We start from the raw sequence: 17336 nt of genomic DNA, 5'->3' as shown, positions 1-17336 counted from the left end.
CTTCGGCCGCCACCCTCTCCCGCAAGGGGAGAGGGAAAAGAGTGCAGATGCCGTGCACTCTGCGAGGGGATGCGGCCAAGGCCCCGCTTGGCCATTTTCAAGCCGCACGGGACCGGCTAGGTGCGAGCGTCCAGCCAGGAGTTTCGATGTCCCTCCGCGCCCGTAAGATCAACCGCCTGATCTTCACCGTCTTTCTGGCCGCGTCGGCCTACGCCCTGGCCCGGGCCCTGCTGCCGGACAATGACAGCATCGGCCTGATCCCCTGGGACAAGGCCAAGCACTTCATCGTCTTCTATGTACTGAGCATCCTGGCAAGCCTGGCCCTGCCGCTGAGCCGCTTGCACCGCATCGGCCTGGTGATCCTGGCGTTCGGCGGGGCGATCGAGATCCTGCAGGCCTTCGTCGGCCGCGACGCGTCGTGGTTCGACCTGTTCGCCGACGCCTGCGGCATCAGCGCCGCGTTCGGTCCGATGCTGGTCAGCAAGTGGTGGAGGACCGAGGCGCGGTTTTAGGACCCACGCCGCCCGCGCTCCCCCCGCCGTGGAAGCCTCGTCTCCTGGCGGCTTCACACGGCCATTTTGACGCACAATGCAGGGCTCCGCTTGACTCTCCAAGTCCGTAAGGCCAGAACAAAAGTGGAACATTGGAGTGTGAGATATGGCCGGGGCGACCGACGCCCTTCCGGCTTTGAGAGCCCAGATCGCCGCCTTGCAAGCGGGGACTCGGACTCCACCTCCCGTCCTGCCATTCGGCGATCCGCGCATCGACGGCTGTTTTCCAGCTGGCGGTCTTCCGCGCGGGGCCTGGCACGAAGTGGGCGGCGCGGGCTTGGGGGAAGAGACCAGCGCGGCCCCGACGGCGTTTTCCGCCTTGCTGCTCCGACCCCTGGCCACCCAAGGCGCGGTGGTCTGGGTGATGCGGCGCGACGACCTGCACGTCCCGGGCCTGGTGAACCTGGGCTTTCCGTCCGAGCGGCTGATCCTGGTCAAGGCCCGCGACGAGGCCGAGGTGCTGGCCGTGCTGGAAGACGCCCTCTCCACGATCGGCGTGGTTGCCGCCGTGGGCGAGGCTGAAGCGCCAGACCTCAAGGCGGGCCGCCGTCTCCAGCTAGCCTGTGAGAAGCGAGGCTCGATCGGCGTGCTCCTGCGTCGAAGACCGTTTGGCGGGCCAGTGGGCAAGATGCGCGAGGTCTCTGGCTCGGCCGCCCAGACCCGCTGGCGCATCACCGCCGCGCCCAGCCAGCCGCCGCCAGGCGACCTTGGCCTGGGCCCGCCGCGCTGGCGGGTCGAACTCGAACGGTGCCGGGGCGGACGTCCCGGGGCCTGGATCCTCGAAAAAGCGGAGGCCGCCCATGGCCCGCATCCTTTCCGTCTGGTGTCGCAACTGGCCGATCACGACGTGGTTGAGGAAGACTCCGAATTTCAGCGGGTCGGGTGAGTCCTCCCCCTATGGAGGAGGTGATCGCGTAGCGATCGGTGGGAGGAATGATCGGAAGGTCGATCCAGCCACGGGCCGTCGGCATAATTCTCCCCCCACCGTCGGCTTCGCCGACACCTCCCCCAGGGGGGGAGGACCTATAGCCCTGATCGCCATCGAGGGCGGGACCCGACGTCTGGCCGCCGTGGACGAGGCGGCGGCCGCCTGCGGTCTCTATGTCGGCCAGAAGGCCGCCGACGCCGCGGCCCTGGTCCCGGATTTGCACGGCGACGATTACGATCCCGTCGGCGACCGCGCCGCCCTGGAGATTCTCTGCGACTGGTGCGTGCGCTTCTCGCCGGCCGTGGCCATCGATGGGCCGGACGGCCTGTTCCTCGACATCGAAGGCGTCGCCCACCTGTGGGGCGGCGAGGCGGCGATGCTGGACGACCTGCTGGCCCGCCTGAACCGCTGGGGCGCGCCGGCGAGGGGCGCGATCGCCGACACCCCGGGCGCGGCCTGGGCCCTGGCCCGCTTCGCCCCCGACCGAACCATCGCCCCGCCCCGCAGCCAGGCGCCGCTGCTGGCCCCCCTGCCGGTCGCCGCCCTGCGCCTGGACGCCGCCGCCCAGGCCCAGCTGCCGCGGCTGGGACTATTCCATGTGGGGCAACTTCTGGGCCTGCCGCGCGCCCAACTGGCGCGACGGTTTGGCATGGCCCTGACCCTGCGACTGGACCAGGCCCTGGGCGCGGCGAGCGAGGCCTTGCGCTTTCAGCGGCCGGCTACGCCCTGGTGCGACCGGCTAGCCTTCTTCGAACCGATCAGCGCGCCGGATGACCTGGGCCGCGTTGTTGGCGACGCCGTGGCCCTGATCTGTCGGCGGCTTGAAGAGGAGGGGCAGGGCGCGCGGCGCTTCGAGATCGTTTTCCACCGTCTCGATGGCAAGGCCATACCGATCCGGGCCGGCTTGTCGCGACCTGGCCGCGACGCCGGACGCGTGACACGGCTGCTGACACCCAAGCTCGATACGGTCGATCCCGGCTTTGGCGTCGAAGTGGTCACGGTTTACGCCCACGAGGTCGAACGCCTGTCGACTGTCCAGGTGCGCCTGGACGCAGAGGCTGGCGCGGGGATTGACGAGAACCTGGCCCCCCTGGTCGATCGGCTGGTCAACCGCTTGGGCGGCAAGGTCTGGCGCGACGAGCCCCGGGAAAGTCATGTTCCCGAGCGGTCGGTGACGCGCCGCGCGCCGCTGGGGCCGCCGTCCGGCAAGACCTGGAATCCCGACCGTCCCCGCCCCACGCGGCTTTTCAAGCGCCCGGAGGCGATCGCGGTGATGGCCAAGCTGCCTGACGACCCGCCCATCCAATTTCAGTGGCGAGGCCAGGCCCATCGGGTGCGCCGCGCCGAGGGGCCCGAGCGGATCGGCCAAGAATGGTGGCGATCCGATTTCAACACCATCGGGCCGGCCAAGATCCGCGACTATTACCGTGTGGAGGATGAGGCCGGGGAACGGTTCTGGATCTATCGCCAGGGCTTCTACGGCGTTGGCGACGATCCCAAATGGTGGCTGCATGGCCTGTTTGGTTAGGCTGTTTCGCCCATGAGCCTCGCCTATGCCGAGCTTCAGGCCACCACCAATTTCTCCTTCCTGCGCGGAGGCTCCCACGCCAAGGAGTTGATCACGGTCGCTGAGGCCTATGGCTTGAAGGCCTTGGGCGTCACCGACCGCAACACCCTGGCCGGGGTGGTGCGGCCCTGGACATTTGCAAAGGAGAACAGGCTTAAGGTCCGCGCCCTGACCGGCTGTCGCCTGGACTTCGCCGACGATACGCCGAGCCTGCTCTGCTACCCCTCGGATCGCGAGGCGTTCGGCCGATTGACCCGCTTGCTGACCGTGGGCCAGCGGCGCGGCGACAAGGGCGAATGTCAGCTCTTCTGGGAGGACTTCCTGCAGCACGCCGAGGGCCAGTTGGCCTTGATCGTGCCGCCCAGCACGCTGGATGACGCCTTCGAGAGCAGGCTTGGCGCGATGGCCAGTGAGTTGCGCGGTCGGGTCTGGCTCACGGCCAATCGCGCCTATGCGGCCCAGGATCTCCGGCGCCTGGCGCGCCTGGCCGACCTGGCGCGGGACGCGCGCGCGCCGATGGTCGCCACCAACGACGTGCTGTACCACGCGCCCGAACGCCGAACCCTGCAGGACGTCCTGACCTGCATCCGTGAAGGCTGCACGATCCAGGAGGCGGGCTTTCGCCTGGAAGCCAACGCCGAGCGCCATCTGAAGCGCCCCCAGGAAATGGCCCGCCTCTTTGAGCGCTGGCCCCAGGCGGTTGAGCGCACGCTGGAGATCGTCGAGCGCATTGACTTCGATTTGAGCGACGTCAAGGAACACTATCCCGACGAGCCCGTGCCGGCGGGGAAGACGGCGATGCAGCACCTGGCGGACCTGACCTGGAAAGGCGCGGCCTGGCGCTATCCCGAGGGGGTCTCGGCCAAGGTCGCCGACCAACTTCGCGAGGAGCTGCGGCTGATCCAGAAGATGGAGTATCCCAACTACTTCATCACCGTGCATGACATCGTCCAGAAGGCGCGGGAGATGGGCATCCTGTGCCAGGGGCGCGGCTCTGCGGCCAATTCCTCGGTCTGCTTCTGCCTGGGGGTGACGTCCATCGATCCCACCGAGCACCGCCTGCTGTTCACCCGCTTCATCTCCGAGAACCGCGGCGAGCCGCCGGACATCGACGTCGATTTCGAACACGAGCGGCGCGAGGAGGTGATGCAGTATATCTATGAGCGCTATGGCCGCGAGTACGCCGCCATCTGTGGCACGGTGATCCATTACCGGCCGCGCAGCGCCATCCGAGACGTCGGCAAGGCCCTGGGTCTGACCGAGGATATCACCGCCATCCTGGCCAACACGGTGTGGGGCAGTTGGGGCGATGGCCTGCCCGAAGACCACATCCGGCAGACAGGGCTGGATCCGGCCAATCCGCAGATCAGGCGGGCCATAGTGCTGGCCACCGAACTGCTGCAGTTCCCACGCCATTTGTCGCAGCATGTCGGCGGCTTTGTCCTGACCAAGCGGCGGCTGGACGAAACCGTGCCCATCGGCAACGCGGCGATGAAGGACCGCACCTTCATCGAGTGGGACAAGGACGACATCGACAGCCTGAAACTGATGAAGGTCGACATTCTGGCCCTGGGCATGCTGACCGCCATCCAGCGCGCGTTCGGCATGCTGCGGGCCGATCACGGCGTGGCGATCACCGACTTGGCCGACGTGCCCAAGGAGGTGAAGGGCGTCTACGACATGCTGACCGCCGCCGACAGCGTGGGCGTGTTCCAGGTCGAGAGCCGGGCGCAGATGTCGATGCTGCCGCGTTTGAAGCCCAACCGGTTCTACGACCTGGTCATCGAGGTGGCGATTGTCAGACCTGGGCCGATCCAGGGCGACATGGTGCATCCCTATCTGCGGCGAAAGAACGGGCAGGAAAAGCCCGAATGGCCGTCGCCCTCGCCGGAGCACGGCGACCCTGATGAACTCCAGCAAATCCTCGGCGAAACTTTAGGCGTGCCGCTGTTCCAGGAACAGGCCATGAGCCTGGCCATCACCGCCGCCAAGTTCACGCCGGACGAGGCCGATGGCCTGCGCAAGGCCATGGCCACCTTCAAGGACCTGGGCGATCCGGCCGAATATCGCGACAAGTTCGTCGGCGGCATGGTGCGGCGCGGCTATGAACACGACTTTGCCAGCCGCTGTTTCAAGCAGATCGAGGGTTTCGGCCATTACGGCTTTCCCGAAAGCCACGCGGCCAGCTTCGCCAAGCTGGTCTATGTCTCCGCCTGGATCAAATGGGCCTGGCCAGACGTGTTCTGCGCAGCCCTGATCAACTCTCAGCCGATGGGGTTCTACCAGCCGGCTCAGTTGGTGCGCGATGCGCGAGAGCATGGGGTCGAGGTGCGGGGGCCGGACGTGCTGATGAGCGACTTCGACTGTACCTTGGAGCCTCCCTCCCCCTCCAGCGGGAGAGGAGAATTTCGAAGCGATAGGATCAATGACCCCGAGATGCGGCCCCGTTGGAAGGCCGTCCGCCTGGGTCTGCGCCAGGTCAAGGGCGTCCAGGACAAGGAGGACATCGCGATCCTGCTCGAGGCCCGCGCCGCCGGGGCCCGCTCGCCGGCCGACTTCGCGCGGGCCGGAATGTCGCAACGCGTCCTGGAACTGCTGGCCGAGGCCGACGCCTTCGCCTCGATGGGCCTGTCGCGGCGCGACGCCCTGTGGGCCGTCAAGGGGCTGAAGGGCGAGGTCAAGGTCGGGAGCCAGGCGCCGCTGCTGGCCGGCCTGCCGTTGTTCGAAGCCGCCGTGAACCTGCCGGCCATGGGCCTGCCCCAGCAGGTGGCCGAGGACTATCGCACCACCAGCCTGTCGCTGAAGGCCCACCCGCTGCGGTTTTTCCGCCCGATGATGGACGCGATGGGGATCACCCCCGCCGAGGGGCTGAAGAGTTTGCGCAACGGCCGCAAGGTCTCGGTCGGTGGTCTGGTGCTGATCCGCCAGCGGCCGGGCACCGCCAAGGGCGTGGTGTTCGTCACCCTGGAGGACGAGACGGGCGTGGCCAATGCGGTGGTCTGGAAGGACTGTTTCGACGCCAACCGCCGCACCGTGATGAGCGCCTCGTTCCTGGTGGTGCACGGCAAGGTCCAGCAAGCCGATGGCGTGACCCACGTGGTCGCAGACAGTTTCACCGATCTGTCGGCCGAGCTGGCGCGGATCAAGGAGGACCCCAACGCTGCGCCGCCCGTGATGCGGTCGCGGGTGTCGGGGCGGCTGCTGCGGAGCCGGGATTTCCACTGAGCGTCATCCGTTTGAACACGTCGGCCCTGAATATTCTTCTCCCCCTTGCGGAAGTAAGGCGGCCTCCGACGGCTACAGCGCCACCTTCTCCCGCAAGGGGAGAAGGAAAACGAATACGACGCTGCGGCATCTTTTCGAGATGTGCGCATCCCTTTGGGCGTTTGCCGGGATAGGCGGACTTTAGATCAAACCTTCGTCCTTGCCTTGGCCGGCTTCGGCGGCGCGACCGTCCGCAACCCCTCCACCATGGCGAACAGCTGGGCGCGGACGCCGAACTCGTCGCCGGCCAGGGCGGCGGCTTCGAGCTTGGCCAAGGCCTCGGCGGCGATCGGCGCGGCCGGGGTCAGGGGCGCGGCCTCGGTGACGCCCGGGGCCTTGGGGCGGGCGGCCTCGTTGATGTCAACAAGGGCCTCGGTGAGCTTCTCGCCAGGGCGAAGGCCGGTGATGCGGATCTCGATGTCGCGGTCGGGGACCAGGCCCTGCAGCTCGATCATCCGCCGGGCCAGGTCGATGATCTTGACCGGCTCGCCCATCTCTAGCGTCAAGACGCCTATTGGGGGTTCCACGTCGGCCGCCGACAGGGCCACGGCGCGCAGCACCAGTTGCACCGCCTCGGGGATGGTCATGAAATAGCGCTCGACCTGCGCGTCGGTCAGGGTGACCGGACCGCCGCGGGCGATCTGGTGCTGGAAGATCGGCACCACCGAGCCGGCCGAGCCCAGCACATTGCCGAACCGCACGATGCTGACGCGCGGACCCGGCTCGCCCGGTCCGCCAGCCCCGAACTGCCGGACCACGGTCTCGGCCACGCGCTTGGTGGCGCCCATCACACTGGCCGGGGCCACAGCCTTGTCGGTGGAGATCAGGGCCAGGTGGGCCGCGCCCCAGGCCTTGGCGGCGGCGGCGACATTGCGGCTGCCCAGCACATTGGTGCGCACGCCCTCGCAAGGGTGGTTCTCGACAAGTGTGACGTGCTTGAGGGCGGCGGCGTGGAAGACGATCTCGGGCTTTTCGGCGGCGAACACCAGGGCCAGGCGGGCCGCGTCGCGCACGTCGCACAGCACGTCGCGGCGGGCCATCTGCGGCCAGGCCTCGCCCAACTCGCGGTCGATGTGGAAGAGGTTGGCCTCGGCGGCGTCCAGCAGAGTCAGTTGGGCGCAGCCGCTGGCGGCGATCTGCCGCGCCAATTCCGAGCCGATGCTGCCGCCGGCCCCGGTGACCAGCACCCGTCGGCCGGCCACCAGGGCGCGGACGGGTTCGGGATCGAGCCGCACCGGCGCGCGGCTGAGCAGCTCCTCGAGGCTGATCTCGCGCAGAGCGCCGCCGCCGGTCGCGCCCATGTCGACCACCCCGTGGTGACGCAGCAGACGCACGCCCTCGGTCTTCAACCGCCCCAGGCGCTCGGCCCCAAAGGCGCTGAGCGGGCCCTCGGTCAGGAACAGCAGGGCGGCGGGCTGCAGCCCGCCGTCGCGCAACTGGGCCATCACGGCGTCGAAATCGGCGATCACGCCCAGCACGCAGACGCCGCTGAGCTCATCGCCGGTCTCGCGGGCCTCGGGGGTCAGCACTCCGACCGGCGCGTAGCGCTCGCCGACGGTGGCGGGGGCGCGCAGGAAGGCCTCGGCCTCGCTGGCCGAACCGACGATCAGCAGGCGGGGCAGGGCGGGCGAGGCGGGGGCGGGGCGCAGGCGAAGCAGCGACTCGACCAGAATGTCCTCGTGCACGGTGCGGCGTACAATCCGCAGACCGGCCAGCAGGGCGGTCTGCAGCAGGAAGGCGACGGCCAGCGTGCGCAAGCCTCCAGGCTGCCAGACGCCGGCCAGGCGGGCCAGCAGGGCGAAGGTCAGGGTGGTCAGCAAGGCCGAACGGGCCAGGCGAAGGCCGTCGCTGGCGGCGAAGAACCGCCACGGCGAACGCTCGACCTGGAACAGGATCTCGACCAGCAGGGCCGCCACGGCGAACAGGGCGGCATGGGCCAGGGCCGAGGGGGCAAGGGGGGCGACGCCGGCGCTCAGCACCTGGGCCAGGAGCAGGGCCATGAAGGCCAGCACCACATGCGCCGCGATCTTGCCCATTCGACCCATTGACGAAACTCCGCCGCGACCGCCGTCAGGCCGCTTCGCAATGGGCTTAGCATGCTCGTCGCGTGGCGTCGCGGTTGCGGCGCCAGATGGCGTCAGGGGCCGTGGACGACCGCCTTTTAACCTCGCGCCAGCGGCAGCAGCCTCACCACATCTCCAACCTCCGCCGCCGGGGAGCCGGCTGGTCTGACCACCAGGCAATCGGCGCGCGAGAACACCCCTATCAGCGAGGAGTCCTGGTCGGGGAACGGCGTGACCCTCACCCGACCTTCATCGTCGATCGTTCGCACGGCGCGCATCCAGTGTTCTCGCGGGCCGTTGGCGGGCAGGGGCGTGGCCAGGGCGCCGGCGCTGATCGGCAGGGCCGGATCGGCGCCGGTCAGGGCGGCCAGCAGCGGGCGCAGGAACAGCTCGGCGCAGACCAGTGCCGAGGCGGGATTGCCCGGCAGGCCCAGCACACGCCGACCGTCGGCCAGGCGCCCGAACCAGGTCGGCTTGCCGGGGCGCACCGCGACGGTCTCGACGCGCAAGGCCAAGCCGAGCGTCTTCAGCGCCGGCTTGACCAGGTCGTGGTCGCCGACCGAGGCGCCGCCGACGGTGACGATCAGGTCGGCCGAGCATTCGGCGACCGCGTCGGCGATGGCGTCCAAGTCGTCGCCCCGAGCCTTAAGCCGCTCGGCCTCGCCGCCCCAGCCCTCGACCAGGGCCGCCAAGGCTAAGGAGCCCGACTCGAAGATTTGGTCGGGAGCCGGGATGTGGCCGGGGGGCACGAGTTCGTCGCCGGTGGCCAGGATGGCGACGCGCGGCCGTCGCGCGACACTCAGTCGGCCCCGGCCGGCCGAGGCGGCCAGGGACAGCGTCCAAGCATCCAGCCGCGCGCCGGCCGGCAGCAAGGTGTCGCCGGACCTGAAGTCGCCGCCGGCTGGGCGGATGTTGCGGGGCGGCGGATCGCGGTCAATCTGGAAGGTCACCACTCCGCCGTCGCGTGAGGCGTTCTCCTGGATCACCACCGTATCGGCGCCGGGCGGCACGGGGGCGCCGGTGAAGATCCGCACCGCCTGGCCGGCCTCGACGGGGCGGGCATGGGCATGGCCGGCGGCGCTCTCGCCGGCCACCTGGAAATGCGCGCCAGGGGCAAGGTCGGCGAAGCGCACCGCCCAGCCGTCCATGGCCGAAGCGTCGAAGGGCGGCTGGTCACGGTCCGCGACGATGGCGGCGGCCAGCACCCGGCCCAGGCCCGCCTGCAGCACGACGTCCTCGACGCCCAGCCGCGCCGCGTCGGCCAGCATGCGGGCGCGGGCCTCTTCGACGGTGAGGTTCTTGAGTGGAGGAACGTCGTCGCTCACGAGCCGTGCTCCCGGATCAGATCAGCCCACAAACGCCCGCTCGATCACGAAGTCGCCAGGCTCGGCGTTGGAGCCTTCCTTCAGCCCGTGGGCTTCCAGCAAGGCGGCGGTGTCCTTGATCATCGCCATCGAGCCGCACAGCATGGCGCGGTCGTGCTCGGGATCGAACTTGACGGCGTCCAGGCCAAGGTCGCGGAACAGTTGGCCGCTCTCGATCAGGTCGGTGAACCGGCCCTGACGCTCGAACGGCTCGCGGGTGACGGTGGGGTAATAGACGAGCTGAGCCCTGGCCTCGTCGCCGACCAGCGGGTCATCGTGAATTTCCGAAGTGAACAGGTCGCGATAGGCCAGTTCCTGCACCTCACGCACGCCGTGGGCGACGATCACCTGCTCGAAGCGGCTATAGGCGTCGGGGTCGCGGGCCACGGCCAGCCAGGGCGCCAGGCCCGTACCGGTGCCGAACAGGAACAGGCGCTTGCCCGGCCGCACGGCGTCCAGCACCAGGGTGCCGGTCGGCTTCTTGCCCAGCAGCACGTGATCACCCGGCTGGATCTGCTGCAGGCGCGAGGTCAGGGGGCCGTCGGGGACCTTGATCGAGAAGAACTCCAGCTCCTCGGCGAAACTGGGTGAGCCGATCGAATAGGCGCGCAAGATGGGCTTCTTCTCGCCCAGCTCCTCACGGGGCGGCAGGCCGATCATCACGAACTCGCCGGAGCGGAAACGGAAGCTGGCCGGACGGGTGATGGCGAAGCTGAACAGACGGTCCGTCCAATGCTTGACCCACAGGACGGTCTCGGTGTGCTGGGCGGCTTCCTTGGGCGGGGGCGCAATCGTCGTGGCCGTCATGGTGCGTGTCTTCTAAGTCCTTGCCGCGCGGCGAGGCGCGAGATTCTAGAGGGTGTCGCCACGGCCCTGAGGCAACCTGCGTCTCATGTGAGCACAGCCATGCCGATGTCAACTTTCGAGGTCTGAAAGGGCCTTGAGAAAATCTTCCTCAAAAGCGTCAAAAACCGTGACGCCTGTTTTTTGAACCGTGTCAAAATTGTGTTGCCGCCTCCCTAAACCGGGCGCACTCTTCCTTTGTCTCGTCGCCTTTGGCGCGAGGCCAATGATACGGAGGAACGTATGCGGGTAAGGTTCGTAAAGGCCGCCGCGGCGGCCAGTCTGTTAGCGTTAAGCTTGGCGGCTTGCGGCGAGAACGCGGCCACCAAGGCCGAAAAGGCCCAGCCGGTGGCCCTTGAAGGCAAGTCGGTCACGGCCTCGGGCTGTGTTCGACCCGTCGAATCGACATCGTGCATCGTGGTGCGCGGTCCGGGCGGCGGTTATTATGACATCTCTGGAGCTTCCCCGGCGCCAGACCCCGCCAAGGGCGTGGCCGTGTCGCTGCAAGGTCGCGACCTGGGCAAGAACACCGAGTGCGGACGTCAGCTCGCCGAGGTCAAGTGGTCGTATCTCAATATCCAGTGCGCGGCGCCCGCCGCAGCGCCGGCGCCGGAAAAGGCTGGCTGATCGCTCAGGCCTCGCCCGAACCAGGATCCGTCTGGGTTTTTGGCGAGATTGAGCTATCTTCGGCGCCTCGCGGCTCCGTCGCGGGGCGTGGGGCCTTGCCACCCCCATCGCCGGCCTCTGAAGGCCGCTGATTCTCGTTCTCGACCTCGCGGTTGGACGGCCGATCCTGCGTCGGGCTGGTTGGTGTCGGCATGGCGAAATCCTCCGTCTGGTCGGTTGTTGGTCATCTCCAACGCGCCGCCTGCGCCCTTGATCCGGGTCCGGTCCGGCAAAGAACGCCGCCGCGTCGAACGCCGAACGCCGCGAACCCGCTCCGGGCCGCTTGCCCGGCTCGAACGACCCTGCTAAACGACGCGGCTCTGGCGATGAGACCAACGCGCTGGCGGGCTTTTGAACAGCCTACCGGCGCGATGTTCATTGTCGGAAAGCCAAGATCCCCGCTAAAGGGATCGCGGTTCTGCAGGAGTGTAGCTCAGCTGGTAGAGCATCGGTCTCCAAAACCGAGGGTCGTGGGTTCGAGTCCCTCCACTCCTGCCACTATATGTCATCGGTCGGTCCGGCTTTTCGGGCTGACCCACCGAAAGTCGCGAGCCTCTTAAGTCATGGCCAGGAAACCGGGTTCGAGCCCGTCAGCGATCAAGAGCCGCGCCGCCAAGACGGCCGCGGCCCTCGCACCCGCGGGCGGGGCGTCCAACGCCGCCAAGACCGCGGCCCCGGCCGCGCCCAAGAAGCCGTTCAACCCGATGCGGTTCGCTCAGGAAGTGCGGGCCGAGGCGCGCAAGATTACCTGGACCACCCGCAAGGAGACCTGGATCACCTCGGTGATGGTCTTCATCATGGTGGTGATCAGCGCGCTGTTCTTCACGTTCGCCGACTGGATCCTGGGGATGGGCGCCAACCTCCTCCTCAAGTTCGCCGCGGGATAAGAAATCACCATGAGCACCGAAACCGCGTCCAACCCGAACCACAAGTGGTACATCGTCCACGCCTACTCGAACTTCGAGAAGAAGGTGGCCGAGAGCATCCGCGAACAGGCCAAGAGCCACGGCCTGGAAGACAGCTTCTCCGAAATCCTGGTGCCCACCGAGGACGTCGTCGAGATCCGTCGCGGCCGCAAGGTCAATGCCGAGCGCAAGTTCTTCCCCGGCTATGTGCTGGTGAAGATGCACCTGTCGGATGAAGCCTATCACCTGATCAAGAACACTCCGAAGGTCACGGGCTTCCTGGGTAGCGCCTCCAAGCCGCAGCCGGTGTCGGAAAAGGAAGTTCAGCGCATCGTCGGCGCGATCGAAGAGGGCGTCGAGCGTCCCAAGACGGTCGTGCTGTTCGAGATCGGCGAGAACGTCCGCGTCACCGACGGCCCGTTCGCCAGCTTCAATGGCTCGGTCGAGCAGGTCGACGAGGAGCGCTCGCGCCTGCGTGTCACTGTCTCGATCTTCGGCCGCGCCACCCCGGTGGAACTGGAATACAGCCAGGTCGAGAAGATCGCCTAAAGGCGGTTTCACGACCGAAGCATTCGAAAACCCCGCGCTCGCAAGGCGCGGGTTTTTTGCATTCCGCCCCTCGCCGCTGACAGACCGCGAAGCGGCCAGGTGGGAGCAAGTGGGTGTCGGCAGGCCTTACGCCGCCCTTACGTCTCCAGCCCGATACCGAATGGATCGCTTACGCCTTCCGGCGCGACAACGACGGCCTCATCCGCCGTCCGGAACCGTCCGATGTCCGTCTTCCACTGCAAGCTCGCCTCCCTGACCCTGGCCTTGGCCGCAGTCGGAGGCTTCGTCCTACTGCTCGTCCTCGCCGCGCACCATCCACAAGCCGCGCCTGTGCTGCGTATCCTGGCCTTCCTGTGGTTGATCGCGGCGGGCGCCTCGAAGCTGCTGTTCGACCTGACCGAGGCAGCGGGGCGGGGGAACGACAGGCCTTCTCGTCACCCGTGAAACGGCGGAGGTGGCGCGATGCGAATACGCATCGTGACGGAGGGGGCGCTCCAACGCCGCAGACGCCCCCTCCGTCACGGTGCGAAGGCGCCGCGCCACCTCCCCCGCGAAGCGGGTGATGAGAAGAGCGGGCAGGATGCAGGCGTCCGTTTTGTGGCAATGGCGAGAATGGCCAACTTGGACCCTGAGCGGACGGTGGGAAAGTCTGCTTGAGGGCAACGGGATCGATGCTACCTTCCGGTGTAGCTGAGCAATGGCGCGCGTCCGGGAGGTCAAGAATGCGGACTTGGGTATTGGCGGCCTGCGCTTTGCTATGCGCGTGCACCGAAAAGCCGGCTTCAGCTCCCGCTTCTCATGATGTGGAAAGCGCCTCAAAACCTCCGTTAAGCGCTGCCGCACAAGCGTATGTCCGGTCGCTACCGCCTGTTGGTAAGCATTTCGAAGATGGCTGCGACGAAGTAAGCAGCGGAGATGCCGCCCACTCGGTTTTCATACGAATAAAAAAGGGCATGGATCAAAGGAATGCGCGGGATATACCTGATCTAGATGACGTGTACGACCAATATCGATGCGGAAATTTCAAACCGGAAGAAGCTGCTACGTACGAATTCTGGGTTCAGACTGGTCGCATAATGCTCCGTCCCACCCAGCCTCTGAGGGACGAGCCCCCGACTCCTATTGTACCTGACGGGGTGTTGAAGGCGTACAATCAGGATCGATTGCCGCAGGAGGATCGCGAGCGCCTCCTGAGTGCCTTGAACTCGGGAGAACGATCCCTTCCAAGGGGCGCAGCGTTTCGCGACTTCAATTGATCGATGTGGCGGCGATGGCCGACTTCCACCCATAACGGTCCTCCCAAGCGTCCGCTTGCAGGCTCGTCTCTTGCGCCCCCACCTAGACTCCCCACCCCGCACCTGCTAGACGACGCGCCTCGCTCCAGGACTTTTGTCTCGGGGCGTGCTCGTCGTTCTCGGCGAGCTCAAATCCGTGGGAGGGCCGCCAGCCCGGACCACGGCCACACAGCGAAGGCCGCTAAACCCGGCTTTCTTGAGAGGATACAATGGCTAAAAAGATCCTGGGCTATATCAAGCTCCAGGTGAAGGCCGGCTCCGCCACGCCTTCACCGCCCATCGGCCCCGCACTGGGCCAGCGCGGCGTCAACATCATGGGCTTCTGCAAGGAGTTCAACGCGCGCACCGAGAACGTCGAAAAGGGCACCCCCCTGCCGACCGTGATCACTGTGTACCAAGACAAGTCGTTCACCTTCGTCACCAAGACGCCCCCGGCGACGCACTACTTGAAGCAGATCACCGGCCTGAAGTCCGGCGCGAAGCTGACCGGTCGCGAAACCGTCGGTGAAGTCACGCGCAGCCAGCTGCGCGAGATCGCCGGAAAGAAGATGAAGGACCTGAACGCCAACGACATCGAGGCTGCGGCCAAGATCATCGAAGGCTCCGCCAAGGCCATGGGCCTTAAGATCGTGGAGGCCTAGACCATGGCCAAGCAACCCAAGCGCATCCAGGCCTGGACCGGCGATCGCGAAGCCGCGCATGCCGTCGCCGAAGCCATCGCCCTCGTGAAGGCCAACGCCAACGCCAAGTTCGACGAGTCGGTCGAACTCTCGATCAATCTCGGCGTCGATCCGCGCCACGCCGACCAACAGGTCCGCGGCGTCGTCAACCTGCCGTCGGGCACCGGCCGCGACGTTCGCGTCGCCGTTTTCGCCAAGGACGCCAAGGCGGCCGAAGCCACCGCGGCGGGCGCTGAACACGTCGGCGCCGAAGACCTGTACGAAAAGATCGTCGGCGGCTTCATGGATTTCGATCGCGTCATCGCGACCCCGGACATGATGGCCCTGGTCGGTCGCCTCGGTAAGGTGCTGGGCCCGCGCGGCCTGATGCCCAACCCGAAGGTCGGCACCGTGACCCCGAACGTGGGTCAAGCCGTGAAGGACGCCAAGGGCGGCGCCGTCGAGTTCCGCGTCGAGAAGGCGGGCATCGTCCACGCCGGCATCGGCAAGGTGTCGTTCACCGACGAAGCCCTGCTGATCAACGTCAAGGCGATGGTCGACGCTCTGGTCAAGGCCAAGCCGGCCGGCGCCAAGGGCATCTATGTGAAGCGTATCGGCCTGTCCTCGACGATGGGTCCGGGCTTCAAGATCGACGCCGCTTCGGTCAACGCCTAAGCCTCTTCGAACTATGGGTTAGCGAGCGGGCGCTGGAGCCATCCAGCGCCCGCTTTGCGTTTGGAGCCTGAGTTGGCGACGCGTCTAGCCGATGTTATGTTCCGGCTAGACGGAGGTTTCCGATGCCCTTCCATGTCCGAGACGCCGAGGCCGACGCGATGTTGCGGCAATATGCCGAGGACAACCACGTTGGCATTACCGAGGCCATCAAGCTGGCCGTACGCCGGGCGCGCGAGGCGGATGACAAGGTGCGGGCTGAAAAGCTGGCGCGCATGGACGCCATTTTGGCGGAGTTCGACGCCGTGCCTAGAACCGGTCTGACGGCGGACAAGGCTTTCTTCGACATGATCAACGGCGACTGATGTTCGTCGACGCGTCGGCCTGGACAGCCATCGTCCTAAACGAGCCCGAACGCGACCGGCTGCGCATTGCCTTGGCTGCCGCGACAATTGTTTTGACCTCGCCGATCGCCAACTGGGAGACGGTTCGCGCCGTGGCAAGAGAGACGGCGGATGAAATATCGCAGGCCAGCGCGCGTCTGGCCGCCTTCCAGGCCAGCGTTGGCGCACGACTCGTGGATATCGGCGCCGCCGAAGGTGATCTCGCCCTCGTCGCTCACGCTCGCTTTGGCAAGGGCGTGCATCCCGCCAAGCTGAACATGGGCGATTGCTTCGCCTACGCCTGTGCCCGGACCAACGGCGTGCCGTTGCTTTATAAAGGCGACGACTTCGCCCTGACCGACGTCGAGCCTGCGTGACCGCACCCCAGACCCCAGACGTCGCCGTGATCGGCGGCGGGCCGGCCGGGCTGATGGCGGCCGAGGTGCTGAGCGGGGCGGGGCTGTCGGTGGCGGTTTACGAGCGCATGCCGACCCTGGGGCGCAAGTTCCTGATGGCCGGGCGCGGCGGGCTGAACCTGACCCATTCGGAGGACTTCGAGCGGCTCGCCGAGCGCTACGGCGCGGCGAGCGCGACGCTGCGATCGCTGCTGGAGGCCTTTAAGCCGGCCGATCTGATCGCCTGGGCCGAAGGGCTGGGGCAGGCGACCTTCGTCGGCTCCAGCGGCCGGGTGTTTCCGAAGGCGCTGAAGGCCTCGCCGCTGCTGCGGGCCTGGATCGCGCGGCTGGAGGAGCAGGGGGTTGCGTTCAAAACCCGCTCGACCTGGACCGGGTGGGATGTGACCGGAGCATTGAGCTTCGACACCGCTGATGGCGTCCAGACGGTGCGGCCGCGCGCCACGATCCTGGCCCTCGGCGGCGCCAGCTGGGCGCGGTTGGGCTCGGACGGCGCCTGGGCGGCGCTGCTGGCGGCGCGAGGTGCTGTGGTGGCGCCGTTCCGGCCGGCCAATGTCGGGTTCACGGTCGCCTGGACGGCGCTGTTCCGCGAGCGCTTCGCCGGATCACCGCTGAAGAACATTGGCCTGAGCTTCGAGGGTGCGACGTCGCGCGGCGACGCCCTGGCCGCTGGCTATGGCCTGGAGGGCGGGGCGGTCTACGCCCTCTCGGCCGCCTTGCGTGACGCGGTCGAGGCGCGGGAATCCGCAACGCTCGTTGTCGATCTGCGGCCCGACGTGTCGGAGGCTCAACTGACCGCGCGCCTGTCGCGGCCACGGGGAGGCCAGTCGCTGTCAAGCTGGCTGCGCAAGGCCGCCCGCCTGTCGCCGGTCGAGATCGGCCTGCTGCGCGAGGCCCACGGCGTGGCCCTGCCGGTCGCGCCCGACGCCTTGGCGGCGGCGATCAAGGCCGCGCCGATCGTGCTGACCGGCGTCCAGGGTCTTGAACGTGCGATCTCCTCGGCCGGCGGGCTGAGGTTCGACAGTCTCGACGGGCTGGAGCTGAGGGGCGTTCCCGGCGTGTTCGTGGCCGGCGAAATGCTGGACTGGGAGGCTCCGACCGGCGGGTACCTGCTGCAAGCCTGTTTCGCCACGGGCGTGGCGGCGGCGCGAGCGGTGGTGGAGCGGTTTGGCTAGAGCCAGACAACGGACGGGGACAGCCACGTGTGCCTGCCC

At 67.4% G+C, this 17336-nt stretch carries 16 protein-coding genes and 1 tRNA gene; 14 read left to right on the top strand and 3 right to left on the bottom strand.

Annotation, left to right across the window (positions count from 1 at the left end):
* Window positions 1-146: 146 nt before the first annotated feature.
* The 4 genes from ACP7AG_RS14300 to ACP7AG_RS14285 all read left to right on the top strand — a co-directional run bounded on the left by ACP7AG_RS14300 (window position 147) and on the right by ACP7AG_RS14285 (window position 6271).
* Window positions 147-512 carry a VanZ family protein gene (locus ACP7AG_RS14300; RefSeq protein ID WP_426031627.1) on the top strand — a complete coding sequence of 122 codons (366 nt, stop codon included), beginning with the start codon at window positions 147-149 and terminating at the stop codon, window positions 510-512.
* A gap of 145 nt (window positions 513-657) precedes the next feature.
* Window positions 658-1437 carry an ImuA family protein gene (locus ACP7AG_RS14295; RefSeq protein WP_426014632.1) on the top strand — a complete coding sequence of 260 codons (780 nt, stop codon included), beginning with the start codon at window positions 658-660 and terminating at the stop codon, window positions 1435-1437.
* Window positions 1352-3007, top strand: a complete 1656-nt coding sequence (locus ACP7AG_RS14290; protein WP_426031625.1) for a Y-family DNA polymerase — start codon at window positions 1352-1354, stop codon at window positions 3005-3007. The genes ACP7AG_RS14295 and ACP7AG_RS14290 overlap by 86 nt, the downstream gene beginning before the upstream one ends.
* A gap of 12 nt (window positions 3008-3019) precedes the next feature.
* Entirely contained in the window at window positions 3020-6271 is a 3252-nt protein-coding gene (locus ACP7AG_RS14285) for an error-prone DNA polymerase (RefSeq protein WP_426031624.1), read from the top strand.
* A 185-nt stretch (window positions 6272-6456) separates the two neighbouring features.
* Here ACP7AG_RS14285 and ACP7AG_RS14280 read toward each other — a convergent pair whose 3' ends face one another.
* The 3 genes from ACP7AG_RS14280 to ACP7AG_RS14270 all read right to left on the bottom strand — a co-directional run bounded on the left by ACP7AG_RS14280 (window position 6457) and on the right by ACP7AG_RS14270 (window position 10544).
* Window positions 6457-8355: a polysaccharide biosynthesis protein gene (locus ACP7AG_RS14280; protein WP_426031622.1), complete on the bottom strand. Its 1899-nt coding sequence runs from the start codon at window positions 8353-8355 to the stop codon at window positions 6457-6459.
* Window positions 8356-8471: 116 nt separating this feature from the next.
* A complete protein-coding gene (gene glp / locus ACP7AG_RS14275; RefSeq protein WP_426031620.1) occupies window positions 8472-9698 on the bottom strand; it encodes a gephyrin-like molybdotransferase Glp in 1227 nt (408 codons plus the stop codon).
* Window positions 9699-9719: 21 nt separating this feature from the next.
* Window positions 9720-10544: a ferredoxin--NADP reductase gene (locus ACP7AG_RS14270; RefSeq protein ID WP_426014642.1), complete on the bottom strand. Its 825-nt coding sequence runs from the start codon at window positions 10542-10544 to the stop codon at window positions 9720-9722.
* Window positions 10545-10823: 279 nt separating this feature from the next.
* On the opposite strand from ACP7AG_RS14270, the gene ACP7AG_RS14265 reads away from it, so the two are divergent.
* From ACP7AG_RS14265 to ACP7AG_RS14220, 10 genes are all read left to right on the top strand, one after another.
* Window positions 10824-11207, top strand: coding sequence for a hypothetical protein (locus ACP7AG_RS14265; RefSeq protein WP_426031618.1), 384 nt, complete (start codon window positions 10824-10826; stop codon window positions 11205-11207).
* 461 nt (window positions 11208-11668) lie between these two features.
* Window positions 11669-11744 (top strand) — tRNA-Trp (locus tag ACP7AG_RS14260).
* Window positions 11745-11809: 65 nt separating this feature from the next.
* Window positions 11810-12133, top strand: a complete 324-nt coding sequence (gene secE / locus ACP7AG_RS14255) for a preprotein translocase subunit SecE (protein ID WP_426031616.1) — start codon at window positions 11810-11812, stop codon at window positions 12131-12133.
* A 9-nt stretch (window positions 12134-12142) separates the two neighbouring features.
* Window positions 12143-12700 carry a transcription termination/antitermination protein NusG gene (gene nusG / locus ACP7AG_RS14250; RefSeq protein WP_426014647.1) on the top strand — a complete coding sequence of 186 codons (558 nt, stop codon included), beginning with the start codon at window positions 12143-12145 and terminating at the stop codon, window positions 12698-12700.
* A 222-nt stretch (window positions 12701-12922) separates the two neighbouring features.
* Complete coding sequence (locus tag ACP7AG_RS14245; protein WP_426031614.1) at window positions 12923-13144, top strand: hypothetical protein; 222 nt, start codon at window positions 12923-12925, stop codon at window positions 13142-13144.
* A gap of 1060 nt (window positions 13145-14204) precedes the next feature.
* Window positions 14205-14636, top strand: coding sequence for a 50S ribosomal protein L11 (gene rplK, locus ACP7AG_RS14240; protein WP_426014659.1), 432 nt, complete (start codon window positions 14205-14207; stop codon window positions 14634-14636).
* Window positions 14637-14639: 3 nt separating this feature from the next.
* Window positions 14640-15329: a 50S ribosomal protein L1 gene (gene rplA / locus ACP7AG_RS14235; protein WP_426014661.1), complete on the top strand. Its 690-nt coding sequence runs from the start codon at window positions 14640-14642 to the stop codon at window positions 15327-15329.
* Between the two features lie 122 nt (window positions 15330-15451).
* Window positions 15452-15691: a type II toxin-antitoxin system VapB family antitoxin gene (locus ACP7AG_RS14230; protein WP_426014664.1), complete on the top strand. Its 240-nt coding sequence runs from the start codon at window positions 15452-15454 to the stop codon at window positions 15689-15691.
* Window positions 15691-16086, top strand: a complete 396-nt coding sequence (locus ACP7AG_RS14225; protein ID WP_426014665.1) for a type II toxin-antitoxin system VapC family toxin — start codon at window positions 15691-15693, stop codon at window positions 16084-16086. Before ACP7AG_RS14230 ends, ACP7AG_RS14225 begins: the two co-directional genes overlap by 1 nt.
* Window positions 16083-17297: an NAD(P)/FAD-dependent oxidoreductase gene (locus ACP7AG_RS14220; RefSeq protein ID WP_426031612.1), complete on the top strand. Its 1215-nt coding sequence runs from the start codon at window positions 16083-16085 to the stop codon at window positions 17295-17297. Before ACP7AG_RS14225 ends, ACP7AG_RS14220 begins: the two co-directional genes overlap by 4 nt.
* Window positions 17298-17336: the final 39 nt, after the last annotated feature.

It is taken from the genome of Caulobacter sp. DWP3-1-3b2, from assembly GCF_049896325.1.
GTDB lineage: Bacteria > Pseudomonadota > Alphaproteobacteria > Caulobacterales > Caulobacteraceae > Caulobacter.
Note: the sequence above shows the minus strand (reverse complement) of the source record. Positions and strands in the feature narration are given on the sequence as shown.

What these genes read in the sequence shown, in the direction of transcription:
- ACP7AG_RS14300 (WP_426031627.1), top strand. Translation starts at nt 147, where the DNA reads ATGTCCCTCCGCGCCCGTAAGATCAACCGCCTGATCTTCACCGTCTTT.
- ACP7AG_RS14295 (WP_426014632.1), top strand. Translation starts at nt 658, where the DNA reads ATGGCCGGGGCGACCGACGCCCTTCCGGCTTTGAGAGCCCAGATCGCC.
- ACP7AG_RS14290 (WP_426031625.1), top strand. Translation starts at nt 1,352, where the DNA reads ATGGCCCGCATCCTTTCCGTCTGGTGTCGCAACTGGCCGATCACGACG.
- ACP7AG_RS14285 (WP_426031624.1), top strand. Translation starts at nt 3,020, where the DNA reads ATGAGCCTCGCCTATGCCGAGCTTCAGGCCACCACCAATTTCTCCTTC.
- ACP7AG_RS14280 (WP_426031622.1), bottom strand. Translation starts at nt 8,355, where the DNA reads ATGGGTCGAATGGGCAAGATCGCGGCGCATGTGGTGCTGGCCTTCATG.
- ACP7AG_RS14270 (WP_426014642.1), bottom strand. Translation starts at nt 10,544, where the DNA reads ATGACGGCCACGACGATTGCGCCCCCGCCCAAGGAAGCCGCCCAGCAC.
- ACP7AG_RS14265 (WP_426031618.1), top strand. Translation starts at nt 10,824, where the DNA reads ATGCGGGTAAGGTTCGTAAAGGCCGCCGCGGCGGCCAGTCTGTTAGCG.
- secE (WP_426031616.1), top strand. Translation starts at nt 11,810, where the DNA reads ATGGCCAGGAAACCGGGTTCGAGCCCGTCAGCGATCAAGAGCCGCGCC.
- nusG (WP_426014647.1), top strand. Translation starts at nt 12,143, where the DNA reads ATGAGCACCGAAACCGCGTCCAACCCGAACCACAAGTGGTACATCGTC.
- ACP7AG_RS14245 (WP_426031614.1), top strand. Translation starts at nt 12,923, where the DNA reads ATGTCCGTCTTCCACTGCAAGCTCGCCTCCCTGACCCTGGCCTTGGCC.
- rplK (WP_426014659.1), top strand. Translation starts at nt 14,205, where the DNA reads ATGGCTAAAAAGATCCTGGGCTATATCAAGCTCCAGGTGAAGGCCGGC.
- rplA (WP_426014661.1), top strand. Translation starts at nt 14,640, where the DNA reads ATGGCCAAGCAACCCAAGCGCATCCAGGCCTGGACCGGCGATCGCGAA.
- ACP7AG_RS14230 (WP_426014664.1), top strand. Translation starts at nt 15,452, where the DNA reads ATGCCCTTCCATGTCCGAGACGCCGAGGCCGACGCGATGTTGCGGCAA.
- ACP7AG_RS14225 (WP_426014665.1), top strand. Translation starts at nt 15,691, where the DNA reads ATGTTCGTCGACGCGTCGGCCTGGACAGCCATCGTCCTAAACGAGCCC.